The 23,945-nt window shown below is 33.7% G+C and carries 21 protein-coding genes; 7 read left to right on the forward strand and 14 right to left on the reverse strand.

Features of this window, described 5'->3' with window-relative positions; all coding sequences use genetic code 11:
* Positions 1-10 precede the first annotated feature (10 nt).
* The gene (locus tag GBH57_RS14460; RefSeq protein ID WP_235904725.1) at positions 11-991 is read right to left on the reverse strand and encodes an FAD:protein FMN transferase; all 981 of its coding nucleotides are present in this window, start codon (positions 989-991) and stop codon (positions 11-13) included.
* Between the two features lie 3 nt (positions 992-994).
* A complete protein-coding gene (locus tag GBH57_RS14465) occupies positions 995-1,432 on the reverse strand; it encodes a thioredoxin family protein (protein ID WP_151675212.1) in 438 nt (145 codons plus the stop codon).
* Between the two features lie 206 nt (positions 1,433-1,638).
* Between GBH57_RS14465 and ctlX the strand changes: the two genes are divergently transcribed.
* Complete coding sequence (gene ctlX, locus GBH57_RS14470) at positions 1,639-2,580, forward strand: citrulline utilization hydrolase CtlX (RefSeq protein ID WP_151675213.1); 942 nt, start codon at positions 1,639-1,641, stop codon at positions 2,578-2,580.
* Here ctlX and GBH57_RS14475 read toward each other — a convergent pair.
* Positions 2,577-4,001 (reverse strand): SDR family oxidoreductase, encoded by a 1,425-nt coding sequence (locus GBH57_RS14475; RefSeq protein ID WP_151675214.1) that lies wholly within the window; start codon positions 3,999-4,001, stop codon positions 2,577-2,579. The two genes, ctlX and GBH57_RS14475, sit on opposite strands and share 4 nt — an antisense overlap.
* A gap of 104 nt (positions 4,002-4,105) precedes the next feature.
* Here GBH57_RS14475 and GBH57_RS14480 point away from each other — a divergent pair, with 104 nt between their 5' ends.
* Positions 4,106-4,312: a hypothetical protein gene (locus GBH57_RS14480; RefSeq protein WP_151675215.1), complete on the forward strand. Its 207-nt coding sequence runs from the start codon at positions 4,106-4,108 to the stop codon at positions 4,310-4,312.
* 2 nt (positions 4,313-4,314) lie between these two features.
* On the opposite strand, the gene GBH57_RS14485 is transcribed toward GBH57_RS14480, so the two are convergent.
* On the reverse strand, positions 4,315-4,773 hold the full coding sequence (locus tag GBH57_RS14485) for a hypothetical protein (RefSeq protein WP_306424031.1): 459 nt from the start codon (positions 4,771-4,773) through the stop codon (positions 4,315-4,317).
* Between the two features lie 82 nt (positions 4,774-4,855).
* Here GBH57_RS14485 and argS point away from each other — a divergent pair, with 82 nt between their 5' ends.
* Positions 4,856-6,628 (forward strand): arginine--tRNA ligase, encoded by a 1,773-nt coding sequence (argS, locus tag GBH57_RS14490; RefSeq protein ID WP_151675216.1) that lies wholly within the window; start codon positions 4,856-4,858, stop codon positions 6,626-6,628.
* A gap of 17 nt (positions 6,629-6,645) precedes the next feature.
* On the opposite strand, the gene GBH57_RS14495 is transcribed toward argS, so the two are convergent.
* The 4 genes from GBH57_RS14495 to GBH57_RS14510 form a co-directional block, all read right to left on the reverse strand.
* Complete coding sequence (locus GBH57_RS14495; protein WP_151675217.1) at positions 6,646-9,219, reverse strand: TonB-dependent receptor plug domain-containing protein; 2,574 nt, start codon at positions 9,217-9,219, stop codon at positions 6,646-6,648.
* On the reverse strand, positions 9,182-10,102 hold the full coding sequence (locus GBH57_RS14500; protein WP_151675218.1) for a FecR family protein: 921 nt from the start codon (positions 10,100-10,102) through the stop codon (positions 9,182-9,184). Before GBH57_RS14500 ends, GBH57_RS14495 begins: the two co-directional genes overlap by 38 nt.
* Before the next feature lie 53 nt (positions 10,103-10,155).
* The gene (locus GBH57_RS14505) at positions 10,156-10,665 is read right to left on the reverse strand and encodes an RNA polymerase sigma factor (RefSeq protein WP_151675219.1); all 510 of its coding nucleotides are present in this window, start codon (positions 10,663-10,665) and stop codon (positions 10,156-10,158) included.
* Positions 10,666-10,854: 189 nt separating this feature from the next.
* Complete coding sequence (locus tag GBH57_RS14510) at positions 10,855-12,177, reverse strand: metal-dependent hydrolase family protein (protein WP_151675220.1); 1,323 nt, start codon at positions 12,175-12,177, stop codon at positions 10,855-10,857.
* Between the two features lie 311 nt (positions 12,178-12,488).
* On the opposite strand from GBH57_RS14510, the gene ffh reads away from it, so the two are divergent.
* The 3 genes from ffh (at position 12,489) to GBH57_RS14525 (ending at position 15,899) form a co-directional block, all read left to right on the forward strand.
* The gene (ffh, locus tag GBH57_RS14515; protein ID WP_151675221.1) at positions 12,489-13,820 is read left to right on the forward strand and encodes a signal recognition particle protein; all 1,332 of its coding nucleotides are present in this window, start codon (positions 12,489-12,491) and stop codon (positions 13,818-13,820) included.
* A gap of 266 nt (positions 13,821-14,086) precedes the next feature.
* A complete protein-coding gene (locus GBH57_RS14520) occupies positions 14,087-14,398 on the forward strand; it encodes a hypothetical protein (RefSeq protein WP_151675222.1) in 312 nt (103 codons plus the stop codon).
* Between the two features lie 154 nt (positions 14,399-14,552).
* Entirely contained in the window at positions 14,553-15,899 is a 1,347-nt protein-coding gene (locus GBH57_RS14525; protein ID WP_308640259.1) for a sigma-54-dependent transcriptional regulator, read from the forward strand.
* Here the strand turns inward: GBH57_RS14525 and GBH57_RS14530 are convergent.
* Entirely contained in the window at positions 15,877-18,282 is a 2,406-nt protein-coding gene (locus GBH57_RS14530) for a hybrid sensor histidine kinase/response regulator (protein WP_151675224.1), read from the reverse strand. The genes GBH57_RS14525 and GBH57_RS14530 overlap by 23 nt on opposite strands.
* A 301-nt stretch (positions 18,283-18,583) precedes the next feature.
* Here GBH57_RS14530 and GBH57_RS14535 point away from each other — a divergent pair, with 301 nt between their 5' ends.
* Positions 18,584-19,471, forward strand: coding sequence for a bifunctional 5,10-methylenetetrahydrofolate dehydrogenase/5,10-methenyltetrahydrofolate cyclohydrolase (locus tag GBH57_RS14535; protein ID WP_151675225.1), 888 nt, complete (start codon positions 18,584-18,586; stop codon positions 19,469-19,471).
* A gap of 87 nt (positions 19,472-19,558) precedes the next feature.
* On the opposite strand, the gene GBH57_RS14540 is transcribed toward GBH57_RS14535, so the two are convergent.
* The 5 genes from GBH57_RS14540 to GBH57_RS14560 form a co-directional block, all read right to left on the reverse strand.
* On the reverse strand, positions 19,559-19,993 hold the full coding sequence (locus GBH57_RS14540; RefSeq protein ID WP_151675226.1) for a YkvA family protein: 435 nt from the start codon (positions 19,991-19,993) through the stop codon (positions 19,559-19,561).
* 177 nt (positions 19,994-20,170) lie between these two features.
* Entirely contained in the window at positions 20,171-21,220 is a 1,050-nt protein-coding gene (locus GBH57_RS14545) for an AI-2E family transporter (RefSeq protein WP_151675227.1), read from the reverse strand.
* A complete protein-coding gene (locus tag GBH57_RS14550; RefSeq protein ID WP_151675228.1) occupies positions 21,220-21,642 on the reverse strand; it encodes a VOC family protein in 423 nt (140 codons plus the stop codon). Before GBH57_RS14550 ends, GBH57_RS14545 begins: the two co-directional genes overlap by 1 nt.
* A 147-nt stretch (positions 21,643-21,789) precedes the next feature.
* The gene (locus GBH57_RS14555) at positions 21,790-22,350 is read right to left on the reverse strand and encodes a hypothetical protein (protein ID WP_151675229.1); all 561 of its coding nucleotides are present in this window, start codon (positions 22,348-22,350) and stop codon (positions 21,790-21,792) included.
* A 60-nt stretch (positions 22,351-22,410) separates the two neighbouring features.
* Positions 22,411-23,943 (reverse strand): helicase HerA-like domain-containing protein, encoded by a 1,533-nt coding sequence (locus GBH57_RS14560; protein WP_151675230.1) that lies wholly within the window; start codon positions 23,941-23,943, stop codon positions 22,411-22,413.
* Positions 23,944-23,945: the final 2 nt, after the last annotated feature.

Here is a 23,945-nt window from a genome sequence, read left to right on the forward strand (position 1 = left end):
AAGGTACGTTTTAGTTTTTAATTTCTAGTGTAATATTTTTTGATGTTCTAACACTGCCATCCTCTTCAATTAATACGCATTCAATACCAGGAATTTGATTTATTCTATCCATCCCAGTTTTAACACCCATTACAAATACTGATGTAGCTAATGCATCTGCAAGTTCTGCACTTGGTGCGAAAATTGTTGTGCTTAATATTCCAGTTGCAGGATATCCAGTTCTTGGATCTATTATATGTGTGTATCTAATGCCATTGAATTTAACAAACTTCTCATAGTTTCCAGAGGTAACAACAGCACCTTTAATTGGTAAAAGTGCGTATGCTTTATCTTTGTCAAGAGGGTTTGTAATAGCAACTTTCCAAGGCAAACCATTAGGTTGTGTTCCCCAAGTATTCATATCGCCACTGGCATTAATTATTCCTGAAACAACACCTTTTTTCTGAAGTAATCTTTTAGCCATATCTGCAGCGTAGCCTTTGCCTATTGCTCCAAAACCAATTTTCATTCCCTTATTTTTAAGAAATACGGTTCCTCTGTTTTTGTCGAGAAGGATGTTTTTATATCCAACTTTGCTTACTGAGTTTTCAATATCAGTTGTAGATGGCATCTCAGTCATTGAGCCGTCAAATTTCCAAATTCGATCCATAGATGCATAACTTATATCAAAAGCACCATCAGTTAGTTCTGATATTTTTATAGAGCGTTCAATAAGTTGGTATAGTTCTTCGGAAACTTTAACTGGGGCAATTCCGGCATTTTTATTAATAGCAGAAGTCTCTGAGTTAAGGTCCCAACTCGAGATTAATTTTTCAATTCTTGAAATTTCGGCTACTGCCAAATCAATTGCTTCGTTTGCCGAAACATTATTTTCAGAAACCACAGTAATGTCAAATGCACTACCCATTAAAATTAGTGCGCGTTTATGAGTCTCTTGCGCTTTAAGTACAAAAGTGCTAAAAAACAGTAGTATTAAAAGGAGTTTTTTCAAAGGTTATCTTGTAAAGCTGTCTAATTCTAAGATGTATTTTGTTGGTGTAGTTTTGTAATAGCCAGTTTGACCAAGTACTTTCAAATCGTTATCCATAACTACTACAAATGGAAATATTCCGTTTGTATTAAAACGTTCTGCTAATGCATTATTGTGTGCTTGTAAATCTGGAGCTAAAGCATTTGCCTTTTTACGTGGAAAATCTGCTTCAACCATTACAAAATGATCCTTTGCGTATAGTTTAAAAGTATCAGATTGAAAAATTTCTTTATCAAGTTTAATACACGGTGCGCACCAGTCGCTTCCTTGAAATACTAAAACTATTGGGCGATTTTCAGCTTTTGCGACTTTCTGAGCTTCATCCATATTGGTAAACCATTCTTGTGCTTGACTTGTTAATGTAAAGGCAAGAAGTGTGAGGGTGATAAAAAATGTTTTCATAGTTGTGATCTAGTTTAATAAAGGTACTTGTTTTATGTAAGTCGTATATTATTTTACAACCTTAATTTCAATGGTGGTTATTCTGTTTTTAGAAATTCTAAAACGGTTAAAAAAAATATTTGTTGTATTGGTCAATTAGAGTGGGTACTTCTGATTAGATATTCCAAATTTGAACTAACTTTGTACAATCAAAATTCAGTCCACAAATGTCACAGATTACAAATACTATTTTAATGATTCGCCCAGTTGCTTTCCGTATGAACGAAGAGACTGCGGTAAATAACTATTTTCAAGAAGATCTTCAACTTCGTAATGCAGAGATTAATGCAAAAGCGCAAGAGGAGTTTGATAATTTTGTGGAGAAACTTCGCAAAGTAGGAGTGAATGTGATTGTGGAAAATGATGATCTTAAAATGGATACTCCAGATTCTATTTTTCCTAACAATTGGGTGAGTTTTCATAAAGATGGAACGGTAGGGTTGTACCCAATGTTTGCTGAAAACAGACGTCGTGAGCGCAGAGAAGAAGTAATGACTAGACTTGAGGAAGAAGGTTTTCTAATTGACGGGTATATGGATTATACATCGGCAGAGGATGAAGGCTATTTTCTAGAAGGAACTGGAAGTTTACTTTTAGACCGTGTAAATAATAAGGCGTACTGTGCTATTTCACCAAGAGCTGATGAGGAGTTAGTAATTGAGTTTTGTGAAGATTTTGAATACGATCCGGTAATTTTTACTGCTAATCAAAATGCAAAAAATCAGCGTTTACCTATTTACCATACAAATGTAATGATGGCTTTAGCCGAAACATTTGCGGTAATTTGTCTTGATACTATTGATGATAAACACGAAAAGAAAAACGTGATTAAACATCTAAAGGAAACTAAAAAAGAAATTATTACAATCACAGAAGAACAGATGCATCAGTTTGCGGGTAATATGCTGCAAGTAAAAGGTGCAGATGCAAATTACATGGTGATGAGTGAGGCTGCAAGATCTAGTCTTAAAAGTGACCAAGTAAAAGCTATTCAAAAACACTGTAAAATTTTAAGTAGTGACTTAACTACTATTGAAACTTGTGGTGGCGGTAGTGCTCGTTGTATGATGGCAGAGGTGTTTTTACCTAAAGCTATGAAAACTGTTTAATTAGCAGCAATCCTTCTAATCATTCCGCCAAAAATAAAGTAGTGAAACGGTAACATTGTGTACCAGTAAAGTCGCCCCCAAAGTCCGCGAGGTCTAAATGTGGCGGTTTGATGTAATACATTGTTACTGTCTATTTTAAATTCTAGCCAAGCTTCGCCAGGCACTTTCATTTCAGCAAAAAGTAAGAGCCTCTTGTTTTTCTTATCAGCTAAAATAACACGCCAAAAATCGAGTGCGTCACCTTCATATATTTTAGAAACGTGCGTGCGACCTCTCCTAAGTCCAACTCCTCCAAATATTTTATCAATATAACCACGTATTTTCCAAAGCCAATTAGCGTAATACCAACCTCTTTCACCACCAATTGACCAAACATTTTCTAATGCTTTTTCTGGATGATTAAGCTTGATAATTTGTTTGTCAAAAACGCAACCGTGATCTGGTACTTCTACATATTGTTTTAAATCTTTTCTGAAACGACCACTAACCATACTGTCTTTCCAACTTGAAACAACTTGGTTTTGTTTTATCTTTTTAAAAGCAAGTTCTATCGCTTTTCTATACGAAATAGGATTGACGTCAAGTATTTTTTGGAGTCTCGTGTCTTGTGTAATTACTTCAACACGCATACTGTCTACAAGGTTTAAAGCTAATTTGTAAGATGTAGATGTAACAAAATAAAGCCAATAGCTTGATATTTTAGGAGATAAAAAAGGCAAGGTGATAATACTTAGGTTTAGTTCTCTAAAACGAGAATATTCCATCATCATTTCGCGATAGGTTAAAACATCAGGCCCTCCTATGTCAAATGAATCGTTGTAACATTGTTCGTTACCTAATACTCCTGTGAGGTATGTCAAAACATCCCTAATTGCAATGGGTTGGCACTTTGTTTTTACCCAACGTGGCGTTACCATTATAGGTAATTTTTCGCACAAATCTCTAATTATTTCAAATGATGCGCTACCGCTACCTACAATTATTGCTGCTCTTAAAACCGTTAAGGAAGCTGTGCCGTTTGATAATGTTTCTTCAATATTTTTGCGTGACCATAAATGTTTGGAGAGGTTTTCTTCATTAGCAATACCGCCTACATAAATTACTTGTTTACAATTTGTAGGGGATAGGTATTCATTAAAATTTTTCGCTGCAAGTGCTTCTTTTTCATCAAAGTCGCTTGTTGAAGAGGACATAGAATGAATTAAATAATATGCAGCATCAATATCTTTTGGTAGTATTCCTGGTTTTAGCGTTTTTAGGAAATCTATTTCTACAACGCTAATTTTTTTTAGCATTTCAGTTGAAACCGAAAGTCTGTTGACACTTCTTACTGCGCAAATTACTTCGTGTCCTTGTTCAACCAATAACGGTAGTAATCGCATTCCTATATAACCATTGGCACCTGTAAGTAATATTTTCAAGATATTTGTTTTCTCTAAAGATAACGAGAGTCTGTTTATTAATATCCTAAGGTTTACAGAATTATTACAGATTTAACTATCTTGAATTATTAAAATTTCAGAAAATGAAAATATTGAGTCTTGTGTTAATAGTAGGAGGAATCGCATTAATTGCTTCTGGATTGTATAATGCATTTGTGCCCCAAGAAGTGTTAGATATTGAGATAATTGAAGTGACGGCTACTGAAGGGTTTGACAATCAATCGCTTGCTATGGTTTGTTTGGGGGTAATAGCATTTGTAGCTGGCGCATTTTTAACTAAAAAACGATAAGCCTATAAATCATCTACACGAGCAGTCGCAATATTAGTTTTTGCTGCGAGTATTTTTTTGATAAAGTGATGAGTTGCTTTATCAGTTGGTTTTGCCTCTATTTTTACAAATTGATGATCTCTATAAATGGAATAACTTTCAGCCTCTCCTTTATAAATAACTAATTTGTAGAAAGGAATGACAAAAGCAAAACTTTCTAATAGCGAACGAAATCCCAAAATGATTCCATCGGGTCTAAGTTCAATATTACATTGATTTCTGTTATTGTCAAGGTTGAGTAGTTTAGCAATTTCAGGACTAGCATCAATGATAATAAGTTTAGAACTCCCTATCCCTCTTAAGCGAAGCCGCTCCTTTAAAGAGTATGGCTCGCCAACTTCCTCGTCAATTATTTGTGATATTTTATTGTTTTTATAAGAAACGTTATATAGCATTTCAGAAATATTAAAAAATAACCCCATTGTTATTCCTTATAAAGATACGACTCAAACAACACATAAAACGTTAAAAAAACTATCTTTGCAGTCTTAAATTTTTATACCAATGACATTACAGCAATCACTTACTAAACATATAAAAGATGCTATTAGTTCAGCTTACGATGCAACACTCGAAACTGTAGAATTTCAAGCAACTCGAAAGGAGTTTGAAGGAGATATTACAGTGGTAGTTTTCCCAATGCTACGTGTTGTAAAAGGAAATCCTGTTGCAATTGGTGAAGCGATAGGAAATTATTTAGTAGAAAATGTAACTGAGGTCGTTAGGTTTAATGTGGTGAAAGGATTTTTAAATGTAGTGTTAAGTGATACTCATTTTCTAGACTTTTTTACGGAAGTAACCGATTTTTCAAGCTACGGAATACAGCCACAAAACGATGATGCAATGATGGTAGAATATGCATCACCTAATACAAATAAGCCTTTACATTTAGGTCACGTGCGTAATGTGTTACTTGGGTATAGTGTTGCTCAAATTGTTAAAGCAAGTGGTAAAAAAGTTTATAAAACGCAAATTATTAATGATCGTGGTATCCATATTTGTAAGTCTATGCTTGCTTGGGAACGCTATGGAAATGGTGAAACACCACAGTCTACTGGGAAAAAGGGAGATAAATTGGTGGGAGATTATTACGTTAGATTTGATAAAGAATATAAAGCCGAAATAGCAACACTTGAAGCTTCGGGAAAAACTACTGAAGAAGCTAAAGCTGAAGCGCCAATTATTATTGAAGCCCAACAAATGCTTCTTAAATGGGAAGCTGGAGATAAAGATGTAGTTGCGCTATGGAAGAAAATGAACGGCTGGGTTTACGAAGGTTTTGATGCTACTTATGAAGCTATAGGAGTAGATTTTGATAAAAATTATTATGAAAGTAATACTTACCTTTTAGGAAAAGAATTTATTGCTGAAGGCTTAAAATCTGGAGTGTTTATTCAAAAGGAAGATGGCTCAGTATGGTGCGATTTGACAGAAGAAGGGTTAGATGAAAAAATTGTACTTCGTAGTGATGGAACTGCGGTATATATGACGCAAGATATAGGTACGGCTATACAGCGTGTAAAGGATTATCCAGATGTAACAGGAATGATTTATACAGTAGGAAATGAGCAAGACTATCACTTTCAAGTATTATTTTTAATACTTAAAAAACTAGGCTTTAAATGGGCAGAAAATCTATTCCATTTAAGTTACGGAATGGTTGATCTTCCAAGTGGAAAAATGAAAAGTAGAGAGGGTACTGTAGTTGATGCAGATGACTTGATTGAAAACATGACAAACACTGCACGTGAAATAAGTGAAGACTTAGGTAAGATTGATGATTTTAACGAAGAAGAAAAAAACGAATTATACCATACAATTGGTTTAGGTGCACTTAAATACTACATTCTAAAAGTAGACCCAAAAAAACGCATACTTTTTAATCCTGAAGAGAGTGTAGATTTTCAAGGAAACACAGGGCCATTTATTCAATATACGTATGCACGTATTCAGTCAATTATTAGAAAAAGTGAAGGCGATTTAATTTTAGACTTAAAGGATTATACTTTAGATCCAAAGGAGAAAGAAGTGTTGAAAACATTGCAATTATTTCCTGATGTAATTCAGCAAGCTGCTTCAAATTATAGCCCTGCATTAATTGCTAATTACACATACGATTTAGTAAAAGAATTTAATTCCTTTTATCAAAATGTACCAATTTTTGCAGCAGATAACAATAAAGAAATTCAGTTTAGAGTTGCATTGTGTGCCGCTGTAGGAGATGTTATTAAAACAGCTTTTTCATTACTAGGTATTAATGTGCCAGAGCGTATGTAAACAATGTAATATTTCGGCTAAAAAAATAGCTGGAATGAGATATTAGGTGTGAAGCCCAATGAATATTGATCAACTCTATTTATTGAGGCTTCGTTGTTTTCATCAGTTCCTATTTGATAATAACTGTCTAGTCTTGTCTGTTGGTCAAAGATATTTAATAAAGAAATATTTAGATTTCCTGAAAATGTTTCGTCAATAATAAAACTGTATTTAGCCGAAATATCTGTTCGGAAATAGGACTCTAAAGTTTCATTGTTGGGTTTATTAAATTCAATTAATGGAGAACTGCCAATAGTTTCAATTGCAGTATTAGTTAAAGGGGTGGTGTAAGGAATCCCAGAATGATAATTTAGTCCAGCAGAAAATTGAATCTTACTCCAAGAATAGGTTGCAGCTGCTGTAAGTGAGTGTTCAACATCTAGATTACTTCTAAAAGTAGGGATTTCAAAGTTGTCAAAATTGTAATTACTATCTATAAAAGTATAGCTCATCCAAGCAGAGAAATTTGTAATCCTTTTACTAGCTGTAAACTCAATACCTTTTGAGTTGTATGATCCTATCTCGCTTACGTTTTGAAGTTGATTTCTAAAACCTAAGTTTTGGGTATTGATACCATTAACTTTTTTGTAAAACCCTTCGGCTAAAAATGTCCAATTGTTTTCTGTGAAAGAGGATCCAATTGAAATTTGTTGACTTTCTAAAACTGGATTATCATCTCCATAGGCAACAAGCCATCTATCATTTTCTAATTGTAAAAGTTGGTTTTCGCGAGCAGTAAATTGATACACTGTTTGACTTTTTTGTTCGGCTGCAGCAAATATTTGAAATGCTTTTGAAAACTTGTGATGTATATTTATTCTTGGTTCTAAACGTGCATTGAAATTAGCATAGTTAATCCACCGAAGCCCTCCATTTATTATAGTGTTACTGTCATTTAATGCTAATGTAGCATTTCCGTAGAATGAGTTAGCTATAGTTGTATTACTAAGATTAATGGGGTTTATAACGGCATTGTCAGTATCGGTCACCTTGGTCTCTAAATATTGATAGCCGGCTTCTAATTTTAATGCGTCTATTAGTTGGTAAGAAGCTTCAAAGCGAGCTGATTTTTCCTTCACTTCATTACGTTGCGATTGAAGTTCTATTAATTCATCTTGAGAATTACTTCCGTTAAAAACATAGGTGCTAGCACTGTAACTAGCTTTTGATTGAAGTTTGTTATTCCAGTTTCTAATATGAGTAAAGCCGCCTAAAAGTGTTCGTTGTCTAAGCTTATTGGTTGAAGCTTGTGAGCTGTCAACAGCCACAAAACGTTCTGTAAACTGCAATTGATTACTAATAGTCATGAAATTATATGTAATCTTGTCTTTTTTAGTGATATCCCATATTGTCGAAATACTGAAATCGTAAAACGAGAATTCCTCATCAGTAGAGCGCACTCCAAAAGTAGCATCTGAATCTAGATTTGTAATAGATGTATTCTGAAATGTTCTAGCGAAAAATTGCTTGTAGACAGGATTTCCAACTCCACTATTAATAGAAGTTCTTCCAGAAATTTGGATTCCGAAAGTTTCAGAAATTGGGATCATTCCGTACGCATTTAAACTGCTTAAATTAACGCCAGCACCACCTTCAAAATCTTTTGTAACACTATTCGTAGATTCCATTGCTAACGTTCCTGAGATTCCTTCTCCATAACTAGGGTGCGTACCATTTTTATAAATAGTCATCCTTTTTATTAGATTGGGATTGAACGCAGAAATAAGTCCGAAAAAATGTCCTGTTTGGTACATTCTAATATCATTCCACAATATTAGCGTTTCATCACTTTCTCCACCACGAATATTGATATTAGAAGCGGTTTCATCATAACTAGCCACTCCAGGAAGCACTTGAGCAATTTGTAAAACGTCTGGCTCAATTAAGCTAGGGAGAATTTCAAACTCCTTGTTAGTTATAGTTACAGATCCATTGTTGTTTTTAGCAATACCGTTTACAATATAGCTTTGTAATGTTACTGTTGGGAGATAGTTGAGGTTTTCATTAATAAAAATAATTGGGCAAATATCATTATCTCTTTCAAGTTCTTGAGCTATTATAGTTTTTAAAAAAGCTCCTTCTCGGTAGATTTCAATTTGCGTGTCGTTTTTAATATTTTCAAGCGTAAATTTCCCAGTGCTTTCTAAGTGTACTTCTTGAGTGTTATAAATTAACGTGATGTTGTTTGCAGGTGCTCCAGTTTCGGTGTCAATTATGGAGGCGCAAATTGTGACGTAAATTTCAGGAAAAACAACGGTTATATACCTTGAGTCAATCGCGGTGAATTTAATTTGGGTGGCACTTGTTATGGATGATAATATTTCGGATAAAGAATTTGAAATCTCTGGCGCTTCAACATGTATTAGTTTCGCTTTATTACTATCGAATGAAAATTTGACGTCAAAAGATTCCTCAATGCTAATAACTGCTTCAGAAAAAGAAACTAAATTGTTAGATTGACTATAAGCGGTGAGGCTTAAAAATAAAAAAGCAAGTAAGAATAGAAGTGGAGCGTTATTCCTTTTTTCTACTATCATAAATAAGTACGCCATTCTTAGTGTCTTTGCTATATGAAAGATTAAGGGGTACTGTTATTGTTCGCAAAGCATCATCAAGATTACTGTGTGTAAAAGTACCTGTGTAGCGTAAATTTACGTCAATATTTTTAGTATTCACAGTTATATTATACTCGTTTTCAAGTTCCATTAAAACGGAATATAAATCTTGATCTGTAAAACTACTTTCGTTAAAAATCCAAGTTGGATGAGTTGTATAGACTTTGTGTTTTGTAAACGCCTTATTGTTAAACTCATAGCGTTCTCCTGGTTCAACTTTTACAGAAGTAATTCCGCTAGTAACTGAAACTAAACCTTCGTAGCAGGTTACAATAATTCCAGTTTCAGTAGTTTCTACATTAAATTTTGTTCCCAATACTGTTACAACTCCTTGAGGTGTAGTAACAGTAAAGGTTTTTCCTTTTGCTACTTCAAAAAATGCCTCACCAGTAAGTTCAACGTTTCTTTCAAAATGCCAATTGTATTTTTTATATGAAACACTAGCGTTTTCGCTTAGTGAAATTCTTGAGTTGTCAGGTAATGATACTTTTTCGATTGCAGCTAAATCTCCATTTACTGAAGTTTCAACAGTAGTTAGAAATATACCAGATGCTACTAGTACTATTAATATAGCTGCAATTTTAGAAATAGTTTGGAATGATAAATACTTAACTTTAGTATTGCTCTTTTTTCTGAAATTTTCTTGATTTTTTAAATTTGTCAATCCAGCAGATACATCGTGTTGAGGTGTCTCGAGTAGCTTTACTTTAGCATCGATTTTCTCATACATAGCAAATTCGGGAAGTGTTTTCAGTTGAGCAATTTCTTGCGCTGAACACTCGCCGTTGAGCCATTTTTTTATTAATTGTTCTTTGTTCATTTCTATCGTTCTACTAGTTAAACAGTTGAGTTCTTAAAATACCACCTTAAGCATTAGATATTTTCAATGGATAACCGTAAATTTTCTAATGCATCTAAAACTCGTTTCCCAGCTGCTTTTTCTGAAATATTAAAAACTTCAGCAATTTCTCTATACTTTTTACCTTCAACGCGACTCATTAAAAATGCAGTGCGTTGGATTTCTGTCAAGCCATCGAGTGCTCGTTGTAACTTGTCACCAAATTCTTGCTCTTCTAATAAATATTCTGGCGATTGATTGTCAACTCGTGCTGTTTTGCTTTCGGCATATTTGTAACGCACTTTTTGGTGTGCGACAACATTTAGAAAATTATTATTCGCAACGGTATATAGGTAGGATTTTGCTTTTGCAGGTGAAACTTTTGCGCAGTTTTCCCATAACTTAATAAAGGACTCTTGCACAATGTCAAATGAACGTGCCTCATCTCTGCATTTAAAAAATACAAAACTGCGTAGAGACTGAGCGTATGTTTTATATACCTCGTCAAATGTCTTTTCTTTACAAACTGAATTTTCTTCTTCCATAATTTTAACAATGTAAAACTATGTAAAAAATAAAATATAAACCTAAGGTGGTATTTCGGGACGTAGCCTGTTATACTTATTGAGAGGTTATTGTTAACGCTCAATTTATTTTAAGATAAAAGCCACCTACTGACTGTGAGGTGGCTTTTTTAATTTACAGATATAACTTGTTTTTTCTGTATTTGTAATTTATTCTACTTCCTCTCCTTTGTAAACAATACCGCCTTTCATTACAAAGTCGATATCCATTAACTCGTTAATATCTTCAAGGGGGTTTCCATTGACGGCAACGATATCAGCAAACTTTCCATTTTCTAAGGTTCCTAATTTTTTTTCCATTCCTAGTAAAGTAGCAGCGTTGATAGTAGCAGTTTTAATGGCTTCGTTTTCATCCATTCCGTATTTTACCATTAGTTGAAACTCTCTTGCATTTGTTCCATGTTTACTTACTCCGCTGTCAGTACCAAAAGCAATATTAATTTTTCCTTTTAGTGCTTTTTTAAAACTTGCTTCCACAACAGGCGCTACTTGCTTAATCTTATCTATAATTGCAGGCGGGATATTTGGATTTACACTTAACTCTTCATAAACCGAAACTCCAGCCAATAAAGTTGGTACTAAATAAGCCCCGGTTTTTTGAAATAGTTTTATAGATTCATCATTTAAATACGATCCGTGTTCGATGGAATTTACACCAGCTCTAAGTGCTGCATTAACACCATCGGCCTCGTGAGCATGTGCAGCAACTTTTCTTCCAAGACTTCGTGCTGTTTCAACGATAGATTTCATTTCGGCATCCGTTAATTGTTGGCCTACACCTGCTGCGGTGTTGCTTAAAACGCCTCCGGTTGCAGTTATTTTTATGACATCGGCGCCCTCTTTAACTAAAGCTCGAACAGCTCTACTGCAATCATCGCTACCATTACAAATGTTTTCGCTAGTGCCTATAGCTTCCATAATGTGTGAGTTGTAGCCGTGGAAATCGCCGTGTCCACCTGTGGCTGAAACGGCTCCATTTGATGCCATAATACGCGGTCCAGCAATTATTCCTTTAGATATTGCGCGCTTTAAAGCATTCATAATATGTGGATCTCCACCTAAATTACGTACAGTAGTAAAGCCTGCTTCTAGCGTTCTTTTAGAATACGGTATTGCGTCAAAAGCAAGATCAGCTTCCTCGAGAGTTGTCCATTCATGCGGATTTGCAGAAGGGTCACGCTCACCAGTAATGTGCGTGTGCATATCAATAAAGCCAGGCATTAGAAACTTATCCTGTAAATTTAATATTGTAACATTGGCGTTGTTGTAACCTAATTGTGCTGGTTGTTGAAAACCATCACGTATTAATTTGATAATACCATTTTCAATAATAATGGTTTGATTTTTTTTAGGAGCTTTACTAGGAACGGCAAGGACTTGTCCTGCATGTATTATTGTAGTTTGGCTAAATGATTGGTTTGTTATAAAACAGCATAAAAGAGCAAGTAATGAGAGCGTGTGAGTTTTTTTCATAACTGAAAGTTTAAAAATTCAAGATAGTTAATTTAAAGACGATTTTATAATACGTAACAGAAACTGAGATTAGAACTAAATCTGAAACTTTTCCCTTTTAACTTTAAGAATAATAAGGAAGTAGCTTTTCATTCTTAATGAGAAGCTAACGTTAGTCTAATTTTAAGCGCAATTTTACAGCTTTAAAATTTCCGAAGAAAACCATACGATTAGGTAATTTCAGCCTTTGATACTAGTAGGGCAATTAGTATCTTTGCATTCCTTTTTTGCATAATATTAGAAAAGGATTTTATATTTAAAAGTTACAGCTCATGTTCGATAATTTAAGTGATAAGTTAGATAAAGCCCTCCACGTCCTCAAAGGTCACGGTAGTATTACAGAAGTAAACGTTGCAGAAACGTTGAAAGAAGTTCGCCGCGCACTACTTGATGCCGATGTTAACTTTAAAATAGCAAAGGATTTTACAAATACTGTAAAAGAAAAAGCCTTAGGTCAAAATGTATTGACTGCTTTACAACCTAGCCAATTAATGGTGAAGATTGTTAAAGATGAGCTTACTGCTTTAATGGGAGGTGATGTTGCTGGGATTAATTTGAAAGGATCGCCAAGTGTGATTTTGATGTCAGGTTTACAAGGTAGTGGTAAAACTACTTTTTCTGGTAAATTAGCTAACTTTCTTAAAACTAAAAAGACAAAGAAACCTTTACTAGTTGCCTGTGATGTATATCGTCCTGCGGCAATAAACCAATTGCACGTTGTGGGTGACCAGATAGGTGTTGAGGTTTTTAGTGATGAAGGAAATATGGATCCCGTAGATATTGCTACTAAAGCAGTTGCTTACGCGAAACAAAATGGGCATAATGTAGTTATAGTCGATACAGCAGGACGTCTTGCTGTAGATGAGGAAATGATGAAGGAAATTGAAAATGTGCACCGCGCATTGAATCCTGATGAAACCTTATTTGTGGTTGATGCAATGACAGGGCAAGATGCTGTTAATACAGCTAAAGCCTTTAATGATCGTTTAAACTTTGATGGTGTTATACTTACAAAGCTAGATGGTGATACACGTGGAGGTGCTGCAATATCTATTAAAACGGTAGTTAATAAACCTATTAAGTTTATTGGTACTGGTGAGAAAATGGATGCGATTGATGTATTCTATCCTGAACGTATGGCAGACCGTATCTTAGGGATGGGAGATGTTATATCTCTTGTTGAAAGGGCTCAGGAGCAGTTTGATGAAGAGGAAGCAAGAAAATTACAGAAGAAAATTGCTAAAAATCAATTTGGTTTTGACGATTTCTTAAAACAAATTAATCAAGTAAAGAAAATGGGTAGCATGAAGGACCTTGTGGGGATGATCCCAGGGGCCGGAAAAGCACTTAAAGATGTAGATATTGATGATGATGCATTTAAGCACATTGAAGCTATTATTCATTCTATGACTCCAGAAGAACGTAGTATTCCTTCGACTATTAATGCCAGTAGAAAAAAGAGAATAGCTAAAGGTAGTGGTACATCTGTACAGCAAATTAATCAACTGTTAAAACAGTTTGATCAAATGAGTAAGATGATGAAAATGATGCAAGGCGGCGGTGGTCGTAAGATGATGCAAATGATGGGTAAAATGAAACAGTAAATAAATCACTGTCTTAATATATAATCAGCACGAATTTATTCGTGCTTTTTTTATGCCGAAATTTTAAGGGTTGTTATTATACGCCTTTTGTATAAAAAGCACACAGTTGTGATCTTAATTACACACATTGAATTTAAATTAAGATTTCTTTGTTTTTCGTATAAGTCTGTTTTTTAATTGTTTATAGGTTTTCTTGTTTGGTTAAATGATACGGCATAAATTTTTCTATATGTATAACAAGTTTAACAAATAACAACTCAGAAATTATGAAAAAGTTAATGATCACAGCGTTATTCGCAGTAGCAAGTTTAACAGTAGCACAGGCACAAGAAACAGCATCAATCGACACTAATGTTGAAACAACAATTAAAGCAACAACACAGGATTTTGTAGCAGTTGATTTGAAAAATGTACCTCCAGCAATTTTAAAAGCTGTAACAACAGATTTTGAAAGTGCAACTTTAGCAAAAGCTTGGAAAAATGAAAAGAATGAATACAAGTTAGAGCTTGTTTCAACAGACGATAAAGTTATAGAAGTGTATGCAAACAGTAAAGGTGAGTGGATTAAAAAGGAGTAGTATCTAATACGATTAGATACCATCCTCAACTCTAATTTATAACACTTAGCTTTAGAAAGCGCTTCTTAAATGAGGCGCTTTTTTTTATGAAAATTTTAGTGTTTTAATTTTCATATTTTTTTGATTTTCACGTTTTAGAACAAACCAACATATTTTGAAAATACTAATAGTAGAGGATGATATTGCTTTTGGGAAGATGCTTCATATTTATCTTTCTAAAAAAGAATATGAAGTGAGTTTAGTAACAACAGGTGCTGAGGCAACTCCACTGTTCTCTGATGGTAGTTTTGATGTTTTGATAACAGACTTACAATTGCCTGATACAACAGGTCTTCAATTATTGGAAATTGTGAAAGAAAAAGCACCAACTACACAAGTACTTTTAATGACAGGATATGCTGAGGTTTCTACAGCTGTTGATGCTATGAAAAAGGGCGCGTTAGAATATATTTCGAAACCTTTTAGACCTGAAGAGTTATTGATGATTCTAGAAAATGTTCGAAAGCCAAACGAGGTAAAAGGTTCAACTATAGCAAGTGAAATAGAAGCGCCATTAGTTAAAACAAATAATAGCCCATTACAAGGAATAAGTAAGGCAGCAATTACCTATCAACAACATATACAATTAGTAAGTCCTACAACCATGGCTGTGTTAATACAGGGCGAAAGTGGAACGGGAAAAGAAGTGGCAGCAAAAGCAATACACGATTTTAGTGACAGATGTAACCAACCATTTATTGCAGTAGATTGTGGTGCTATACCAAAAGAGATTGCAAGTAGTGAATTTTTTGGTCATATAAAAGGGAGCTTTACAGGAGCTATTGCAGATAAAAAAGGACACTTTGAAAATGCACACCTTGGTACACTCTTTCTTGATGAGGTAGGGAATTTGTCTTATGAAAATCAGATACAGTTATTGCGAGCTTTACAAGAAAAGAAAATAAAACCAGTAGGAAGTTCAAAGGAAATTGCTATTGATATTAGAGTGCTTTCAGCAACTAACGAAAATTTGAGAGAGGCTGTTGAGCGAGGCGATTTTAGAGAAGACCTTTATCATAGATTACAAGAATTTACAATTCATATTCCACCGTTGAGAGAAAGGGAAGAAGACCTGCAACGTTTTATCTCTTTTTTTATAGAACAAGCTAATGTTGCTCTTAACAAAAATGTGAAAGATATTTCGAAAGAAGTTGCTATTGCATTTGACAACTATGCTTGGCCTGGGAATTTACGTGAATTAAAAAATGTACTAAAGCGATGTGTTTTGCTAACAACAACCGATGTAATTCCAATTGAAGTATTGCCACACGAAGTGCTTGTTACATCAGATAAAAAAATAGTAACAGATTTCTCAACAAAGAATAACGAGAAACAATTGATAATCAATGCCTTAAAACAGGCTGAGTATAATAAAAGTAAAGCCGCAGGCTTATTAAAGATTACTCGTAAAACATTGTACAATAAAATTGCGCACTACGCTATTGATTTAGATAATGTTTAAGTTCCTTCGTGAGCAAACTTATTTCGATTTCAAGATTTCGAAGTACACTTTCTTGTGTATTATTAGGAGTTTTAGGGTTCTCTATTTTACTTAACAGTTTTGTTACGGCTTTAGCTTCAAGTTGTTTCGACATGGTCCCCATTTTGTGAGCTGTTGCTCTCCATAATAAATCATTTTTTGAAAGTATTGCTTGCGATAACGTTGCCATATTTTTATTCGTTTCTTCTATAAATACTTTTACTACTTCTTTAGAAGTTTCTTTATCCGGGAGAAATTCTTCCAAGGTTCTATTATTAAAGCTAGTGTACTGTTTTCTGTTTATAGAAGGATTATAAACTACTTTTTTGATAGTTGAAATATTCAATAATTCAGCTAATTGCGCTAGGGTAAACGGTTTTGCTATTACTGCTTTAAAACCTAGTTTTTGATAATATTCTTTATTTGGTTGTAGGTTGCCAGACATCAAAAAAATGGGTTGTCCTTTATAGTTCGCTACAATACCTTTATAAATTTTCTTTAAAATTTCTTCGCCATTGTCTTCTGGCATTTGTAAATCAGTTAAAATGAAATCAAACTCTTTAGGAGTGTTCTTTTTTAAATTTTCAAAACTAGAAAAGCAATGCGCTTTAATGTTTAGTTGAAGAAAAAGTACTTCTAATAATTTTAACAAACTTTCATCGTCGTCAATAATAATTCCCTCTTTAAATAAAGTAGGTGATGATGAAGTACTAATAGCCTCTGTAATTTTATTAGACTTAATATATGGAAACGAAAATGTAAAAGTACTACCTAAATAAGGCGTGCTTTCTACGGTTAATGTTCCATTTAAAAGTGTTGCTAATTTTCTTGAAATAGCTAGGCCTAAACCACTGCCGCCATATTGTTGTACAATGTTTTTATTTGCTTGTTTAAATGGATCAAAAATAGCTTGTAATTTTTCACTTGAAATTCCTATACCAGTATCACTTACTTTAATAAATACTTTTGGTTGTTGATCTTTATGTTCTTTAATAAAAGCTTTAATATTAATATTGCCACTTTTCGTAAACTTGAAAGCATTAGATAATAGGTTAGTTACTATTTGTTCTATTCTTAGAGGGTCGCTTGAAAGAAAATTATTCTTTAAGGTGTTGTCAATCTCAATTGAGGTATTTATCGCGATTTTAGAATGTAGCATTATTGCATTATTCAATACCTTTTCTAACAGTTTAGAAAGTTGGAATGGTGCTTTTACAATTGTTATTTTATTAGCTTCTAACTTTGAGAAATCTAACAAATCCTGTGCTAAATGATTAATGTATTGAGCGTTCTCATTGATAGCATTATTATAATCTAATTGTTGCGTATCAAGGTTTGTTTTTTCTAAAAGTTCTGTATAGCCAGATATAGTTGTAAGTGGTGTTTTTAAATCGTGACTAACACTCGCAATTAGTTGCTCTCTACTTTCTAACACTAGCTTTGTTTTTTCTTGTTCTTTTTGGAGTGCATTTTTTAAACGTTGCGCTTTAAAAAAATCGGATATAATTAAATAAGAAAACAACACCATTAGGATTGCTCCAACCCATCCTGCTATATAAACTACTTTATTTGATGCGTAAATAGCCTCGTTTTTTAATTGTAATTCTTTACGCTGTTTCTCATTAATTTCGTTTGAAAGGTTTGAAATGATTTTTCTCAATTGTATAGAGATTTCAAGATCATTTCGTACTAGTTTTTCTTCTTGCTCGAGCAGGACTTTACGAAGTTTTAAGCTGTTTATTTTAGCGCTTCGAACAATTTTCCTTGTAGCTGTTAATGTTGAATCTATCACCTCACTTGGTACAGTAGTTTTTTTACTGTTTACATAATTTGTAAAATCGAGTACTGTTTGCTTTTGTTTTTTTGTGAGTTTTTCTGGATTTTCAATAAAATTACCAAGGGTAATGCGACCCATATTGGTTTCAAGAATTTTAAATTCACTTAATATAGCATCAAGTGCATTGTCTTTATTGTTGGCGATTTTAATAAAGCGTAACTGCTCAATATTCGTCTTTTTTAGGTTTAGTAGCTTCGAAATAGTATCTAATAAATTCGTATTGTCCTTAAGCGATATTTGTTCTTTAAGTGTAACTAGCGTTGTTATTAAAGAATCATTTTTTTGAGCATAAATTTTAAAATCATTTTCTTTTAAAGATTGAAGCGATAATGCAGCATAGCTATCTGCTTCATATAATGCTGAAATCATAGCACCCGTATCTATAACTTTATTTTCTTCGGAAATGTCATTGATTGAATCCTTGTTAATTTGTTGATACAAAAAGACACAAACAAAAATGGCTATAGCGCTCAGAATGATATAGCTAGCTATTATCTTAATTGTTGGTGAGTTTTTAAAGATTTGCATAAAATTGTTTCAGATTAAATAACGCTATTTAATGATGGTTATGTTGTTGATTTTGATTTGCTTTAGTTAAATATTTCTAAAATAATTACTTAGATTTCTTAAAACTGAAACTACTTACAAGAAGATGTTTCGTTGAATAATTGTTATAAGTGCCATTTTTCCATTCATTAATGTTTCCGAAGATGGGTATCGTATTTAGCTTGTGACAACCTTTGTCATAATATACTCAATTAGTATCTTTGTTAAATCTTATTTTCAACGCATGTTTTTATTAGAGAATTTGATTGCAAATACATACTAAATGACAATATTAGACGGTAAAAAAGTATCTAACGATATTAAAAACGAAATTAAAGCTGAGGTCGATAAAATGAAAGCGGCCGGTGAGAAAGTTCCTCATTTAGCAGCGGTAATTGTAGGAGATGATGGTGCAAGTTTAACGTATGTAGGGAGTAAAGTTCGTTCTTGTGAGCGAGTAGGATTTGAGTCTACAATGGTACGATTGCCACACACAACTAGTGAAATTGAGTTGTTACATAAAATAGAACAGCTTAACGAAAATGACGATATAGATGGATTTATCATTCAGTTGCCTTTACCGCCGCAAATTAATACCCAGAGGGTTTTAATGGCTGTTGACCCAAGTAAAGATGTAGATGGTTTCCATCCTGAAAACTTCGGTAGAATGGCACTTGATATGTCTACGTTTATTCCTGCAACACCATTCGGGATTTTAGAATTACTAGAGCGTTATAAAGTAGATACAAAAGGAAAGCATACTGTTGTAATAGGTAGAAGTCATATTGTTGGTAGACCAATGAGTATATTGATGAGTAGAAAAGGATGGCCAGGAAATAGTACGGTAACTGTTACTCATAGTAATACTAAAAATATAACGCAGATAACCTCTCAGGCAGACATCATTATATCAGCACTAGGAGTGCCTAATTTTTTAAAAGCCGAAATGGTAAAAGATGATGCTGTAATTATAGATGTAGGTATTACACGTGTTGAAGATGATACGTTGCCAAAGGGTTATAGAATTGTTGGTGATGTTGATTTTGATGCTGTAAGTAAAAAAGCTAGTTTTATCACACCAGTTCCTGGTGGAGTAGGACCAATGACTATTGCAATGTTGCTTAAAAACACCTTGTTAGCTAGAGAGCAAAGATCTCAAGGGAAAAGATAAACCGTATACTTAGACATAAAAAAAACCTCATAGTTTGACTATGAGGTTTTTTTATTCTGAAATATTAAAGCTTCAATTAGTATAAAATTATCCGTTTCCTTGTTCTATTTTCCAATCTAAATATCTGTGCAAATCACTTTCAATCCATCCTATTCCAATGGTTAATACTGCTACGTCATCGATAAAACCAATACCAGGTATAAAATCTGGAATTACATCCATTGGATTTAAAACGTAAAGTAACGAAACAACAACAGTTGCAATCGTAAACCAAGGCACACTTTTATAGTTCCCTTTTCTAATATCCTTTATCATTGCGAACATTATTTTACCTAGTTCGGCATATTTAGAAAGACTATTAGCTCCACTAAATTTCTTGTTGATTGCTTCTTCATTTTCAAGAAGAACTTCAACATCTTCTTCCTTTACATTCACAACTTCGTCCTGCATGTAAGTCTCGTCCGGAGTTTCTCTATTTCCAGGGTTAAAACTGAGGTTTTTTATAAATCCTTTTAGTGACATAGTGTTCGGTTTTAAGTAAATATACAAACAGCTTAGAGATTCTTATTTTAAAATTATGTTATATTTCTTCTGAAATTTTCAACATCTGAAGCCATATTTATTCAATAAGGAACAATTAGCTTTATAAGTTTTGGCAGTTTTTCCTATTTCAAATTTCCGAAGAAAAGTGACTTTTTTTTAAAGTTCTTCTTTAGATTCAGTTGTTGTTTCTTTAATCGCTTTACCATATTCTTTTCTATAGATTCGCATAATTACAATAAAGAGACTAATTAATAATGGTCCGAAAATTAAACCTATAAATCCAAATAATGGAACACCAACTATAACACCTATTAGAGTGATTAAGGGGTGAACATCATCAAGCTTTTTAAGCACATACAGGCGTATAATGTTGTCTGTTGACCCTACAACAACAAGACCATAGATTAAAATTCCCCAAGCAGCAAAAGAATCTCCAGAGGATAGTGTTAGTATAAAAACTGGTAGGATTCCAATCAAGGTTCCAATAAAAGGAATCATAGACCCTATTGTGACAATTACAAACCAGAAAAATGGATCTTCAATGCCAAATATTAGAAAACCTATTAGGGCGATAATACCTTGGGCTATTGCAACCATTGGGATTCCAAGAGCGTTCGATCTTACCATATGGTTTACTTCTTTACCAATGGTTTTTAGATTTACCCTATTAATAGGGATGTATTCGAAAAGTGATTCTCTTAGTGCTCTACGGTTAGTTAGCATATAGTAGAGCATAAAATACATAAGTCCTACAGCAATAAATACATCAAAAGTGCCTCCGGCAAAACCTTGTAAATTTTCGGAAAACCAAGTTGAGATCGCTTTTACATCTATTTGAGAACTTAAGTCGTACCCTATTTTACTCTCCCATTTTCCCATTTGGCTTTTAACTGCAGAAGTTACTTTTTCAGAATTTGTAACAGCTTCGCCTATTTTGTTTGTAAGCATAATGATAACTCCGGTAACAGGTACCAATATTCCAACAAATGAAATGAGCATTAATAATGCGGCAGCCCAATCTGGACCCCATCCACGTTTTACTAACTTAGCCATCCAAGGGCGCATCAACACATAAATTGTGACAGCACCTAATACTCCTGAAAAGTATGGAAGCATTTCTCTAAAAATGAGAATACCAATTAGTAGTATTGTAAGTAAAATAAATACTTGCCTAATTATGGTTGGAGAAAGTTGATTTTTGTTCATTATGATGCAAAAAGTTGGTCTATATTTTTAAAAGCTTTAAATTCTAAAGCATTGCCTGATGGGTCTTTGAAAAACATAGTTGATTGCTCACCAGTTTCTCCTTTAAATCTAGTGTATGGTTCGATAATGAATTTAACTTTCCTTTTAATTAATGCCGCAGAAAAGTCATTGAATTGCTCCATAGTTAAAACTACTCCAAAATGTGGAACCGGAACATGTTTTCCATCTACAGGATTTGAAGCTTCAGTTTTGAGTTGTTTTTTTTCTTGATAATGTATTACCAATTGATGTCCAAAAAAATCAAAATCAACCCAATGATCGCTAGATCTTCCTTCTTTACAGCCTATAATTTCTTTGTAAAATGCACGGCAAGTTTCTAGATTGTCAACGGGAATTGCTAAGTGAAATGGTTGTATTTTCATTAATTAGTTTAATAATGGTTAAGTGAAATTATTAGAGCTTTTCACAAGTAAGTAACACGTTATTCTACTGTTAGTTTTAGTAAATATAAAATAAAACGCCCGCAGTAAAGCGGGCGTTAACAAAATTTTCATAGATAATAGTATTCACTATTCGTCTTCCCAAGATGCCATAAAGTATTTAAACGTAGCGCTATCTGGAATTTGAGTAACATCAATTGTAATGCTAGGATCGTAGCGTAGATTTTCTGGAAGTTGCTTTTTGTCAATTGTAACAAACACATCGCTATCCTTTAAAAATATTACAACCGCGTCAAAGCTAGTTTGCATTCCTTCAATTTCGTAATTATCTTTTAGGTCTTTAAAAGTACTTTTAATACTTAATCCTTTTGAGGTTTTGTAGCGCTCGTCATAAATACGAACATTAGTAATTAACGCTTCTGGATCATTATCTATATCTGGTGAAAGGCGTAATAACTTACCGCCACCTTTTTCGTAAACATCAACTTCTCCTTGAGTTCCTAAAGCATCTTTAACAGGGCTTAATGGTACAATGCTATCATTAGCAAAAATAGAGTCTAATTGTTTTACAGATGTTTGAGCGGTTACATCGCCAATTTGCCCGTTAGAGACTGCAAATTTATCTGATGAGGTGTTACAAGCTGCAAGTAGCAGCGAACATAAAATTCCTATTCCTAGGTTTTTAATCATGGTATTTCTGTTTTATTGTTACGTTCCTTGTGAAACTTCTTTATTAGTTATCTTATTGTGTTATCTCATTAATTTAGTCAAAATTCCTAGCACACTTCTTATTACCGTAGGGCTTGTAAGTGTTTTAATCCAAGGATTTTGTCTATTGCTACTTCTAGAACTTGAAGATCTTCGGCTACTTGATTTTTCTGCAGCTTCTTTTTCTTTTTTAGCTTTTTCTCTAGCTTCTTCCTTATCTGCTTGTTCTATTTTTTTGTTTAATAATTCGTAAGCGCTTTCACGATCTACTTCTTCATTGTATTTTTTAATCAATTTAGAATTGTCTATTAACTCCTTAAGTTCACTATCACTAAGTACATCCATTCTACTCATAGGTGCTCGTAATAACGTCACTGCAAGTGGAGTAGGAATACCTTTTTCATTTAAGGCGCTAATCATTGCTTCACCAATACCCATAGAGGTTAGTACTTCGTCAGTTTCGTAGTATTCACTAATTGGGTAGTTCTCTGCAGTAAGTTTAATTGCTTTTCTATCCTTTGCTGTGAAAGCTCTAAGAGCGTGCTGTATTTTTAAACCTAACTGACTCAATACATCATCTGGCACATCAGTTGGGTTTTGTGTAACAAAGTAAAGTCCAACTCCTTTTGAACGTATTAATTTTACAATACTTTCAATTTGATCAAGTAATGCATCACTAGCTTCTTTGAAAATTAAGTGAGCTTCGTCAATAAATATTACTAATTCTGGTCTTCCGCTATCACCTTGTTCTGGGAATGTGCTATAGATTTCAGCTAAAAGCGAAAGCATAAATGTTGAAAACAATTTAGGACGATCTTGAATATCTGTTAATCTTAAGATGTTTATATATCCCATTCCGTTTTTGTCCACTCTCAATAAATCGTCAGTTTCAAACGATTTTTCTCCAAAGAACAAATCGCCACCTTGCTGTTCTAATTCAACAATTTTACGAAGTATAGCACCTGTTGAAGCAGGAGACATTCTTCCGTAATCGCGACTTAATTCTTCTTTTCCTTCTTCGGTTGAGTATTGCAACATCTTCTTGAAATCTTTCAAGTCAAGAAGTGGCAGTTTATTGTCATCACAATATTTAAAAATTACTGATACAATACCACTTTGCGTTTCAGATAAATCTAAGATTCTAGAAAGTAGCACAGGTCCAAATTCACTTACCGTAGCCCGCATTCTTACTCCTGCTTGTTCTGATAATGAAAGAATTTCAACAGGAAATTTTTTAGCGTCAAATGGAATACCAATTTTTTCGTGACGTTCATCAATTTTAGGGTGACCCGGGCTTGGTTGTGCAATACCACTTAAATCTCCCTTCATATCCATCAATAAAACAGGAACTCCTTTTTCTGAAAGGTTTTCTGCTAAAATCTGAAGCGTTTTTGTTTTTCCAGTACCAGTTGCCCCAGCAATGAGTCCGTGACGGTTCATTGTTTTTAATGGAATTTTCACAAGTGCATTAGTCACTGTTTCACCATCGAGCATCGCTGCTCCCATAGTTATAGAGTCACCTTTGGTTTTGTATCCTTCGTTGATATAATCAAAAAAAGCGCTTTTGTCTGCCATCG

Origin of the sequence: Patiriisocius marinus, from assembly GCF_008974325.1 — a bacterium.
Taxonomy (GTDB): Bacteria; Bacteroidota; Bacteroidia; order Flavobacteriales; family Flavobacteriaceae; genus Patiriisocius; species Patiriisocius marinus.

Coding starts and splice junctions, on each gene's coding strand:
- GBH57_RS14505 (WP_151675219.1), bottom strand. CDS start 10,665: ATGGAAGAAGAAAATTCAGTTTGTAAAGAAAAGACATTTGACGAGGTA.
- GBH57_RS14500 (WP_151675218.1), bottom strand. CDS start 10,102: ATGAACAAAGAACAATTAATAAAAAAATGGCTCAACGGCGAGTGTTCA.
- GBH57_RS14485 (WP_306424031.1), bottom strand. CDS start 4,773: ATGGGGTTATTTTTTAATATTTCTGAAATGCTATATAACGTTTCTTAT.
- GBH57_RS14530 (WP_151675224.1), bottom strand. CDS start 18,282: ATGCAAATCTTTAAAAACTCACCAACAATTAAGATAATAGCTAGCTAT.
- GBH57_RS14555 (WP_151675229.1), bottom strand. CDS start 22,350: ATGATTAAAAACCTAGGAATAGGAATTTTATGTTCGCTGCTACTTGCA.
- GBH57_RS14510 (WP_151675220.1), bottom strand. CDS start 12,177: ATGAAAAAAACTCACACGCTCTCATTACTTGCTCTTTTATGCTGTTTT.
- ctlX (WP_151675213.1), top strand. CDS start 1,639: ATGTCACAGATTACAAATACTATTTTAATGATTCGCCCAGTTGCTTTC.
- GBH57_RS14520 (WP_151675222.1), top strand. CDS start 14,087: ATGAAAAAGTTAATGATCACAGCGTTATTCGCAGTAGCAAGTTTAACA.
- GBH57_RS14540 (WP_151675226.1), bottom strand. CDS start 19,993: ATGTCACTAAAAGGATTTATAAAAAACCTCAGTTTTAACCCTGGAAAT.
- argS (WP_151675216.1), top strand. CDS start 4,856: ATGACATTACAGCAATCACTTACTAAACATATAAAAGATGCTATTAGT.
- GBH57_RS14480 (WP_151675215.1), top strand. CDS start 4,106: ATGAAAATATTGAGTCTTGTGTTAATAGTAGGAGGAATCGCATTAATT.
- GBH57_RS14545 (WP_151675227.1), bottom strand. CDS start 21,220: ATGAACAAAAATCAACTTTCTCCAACCATAATTAGGCAAGTATTTATT.
- GBH57_RS14495 (WP_151675217.1), bottom strand. CDS start 9,219: ATGGCGTACTTATTTATGATAGTAGAAAAAAGGAATAACGCTCCACTT.
- GBH57_RS14550 (WP_151675228.1), bottom strand. CDS start 21,642: ATGAAAATACAACCATTTCACTTAGCAATTCCCGTTGACAATCTAGAA.
- GBH57_RS14465 (WP_151675212.1), bottom strand. CDS start 1,432: ATGAAAACATTTTTTATCACCCTCACACTTCTTGCCTTTACATTAACA.
- GBH57_RS14560 (WP_151675230.1), bottom strand. CDS start 23,943: ATGGCAGACAAAAGCGCTTTTTTTGATTATATCAACGAAGGATACAAA.
- ffh (WP_151675221.1), top strand. CDS start 12,489: ATGTTCGATAATTTAAGTGATAAGTTAGATAAAGCCCTCCACGTCCTC.
- GBH57_RS14535 (WP_151675225.1), top strand. CDS start 18,584: ATGACAATATTAGACGGTAAAAAAGTATCTAACGATATTAAAAACGAA.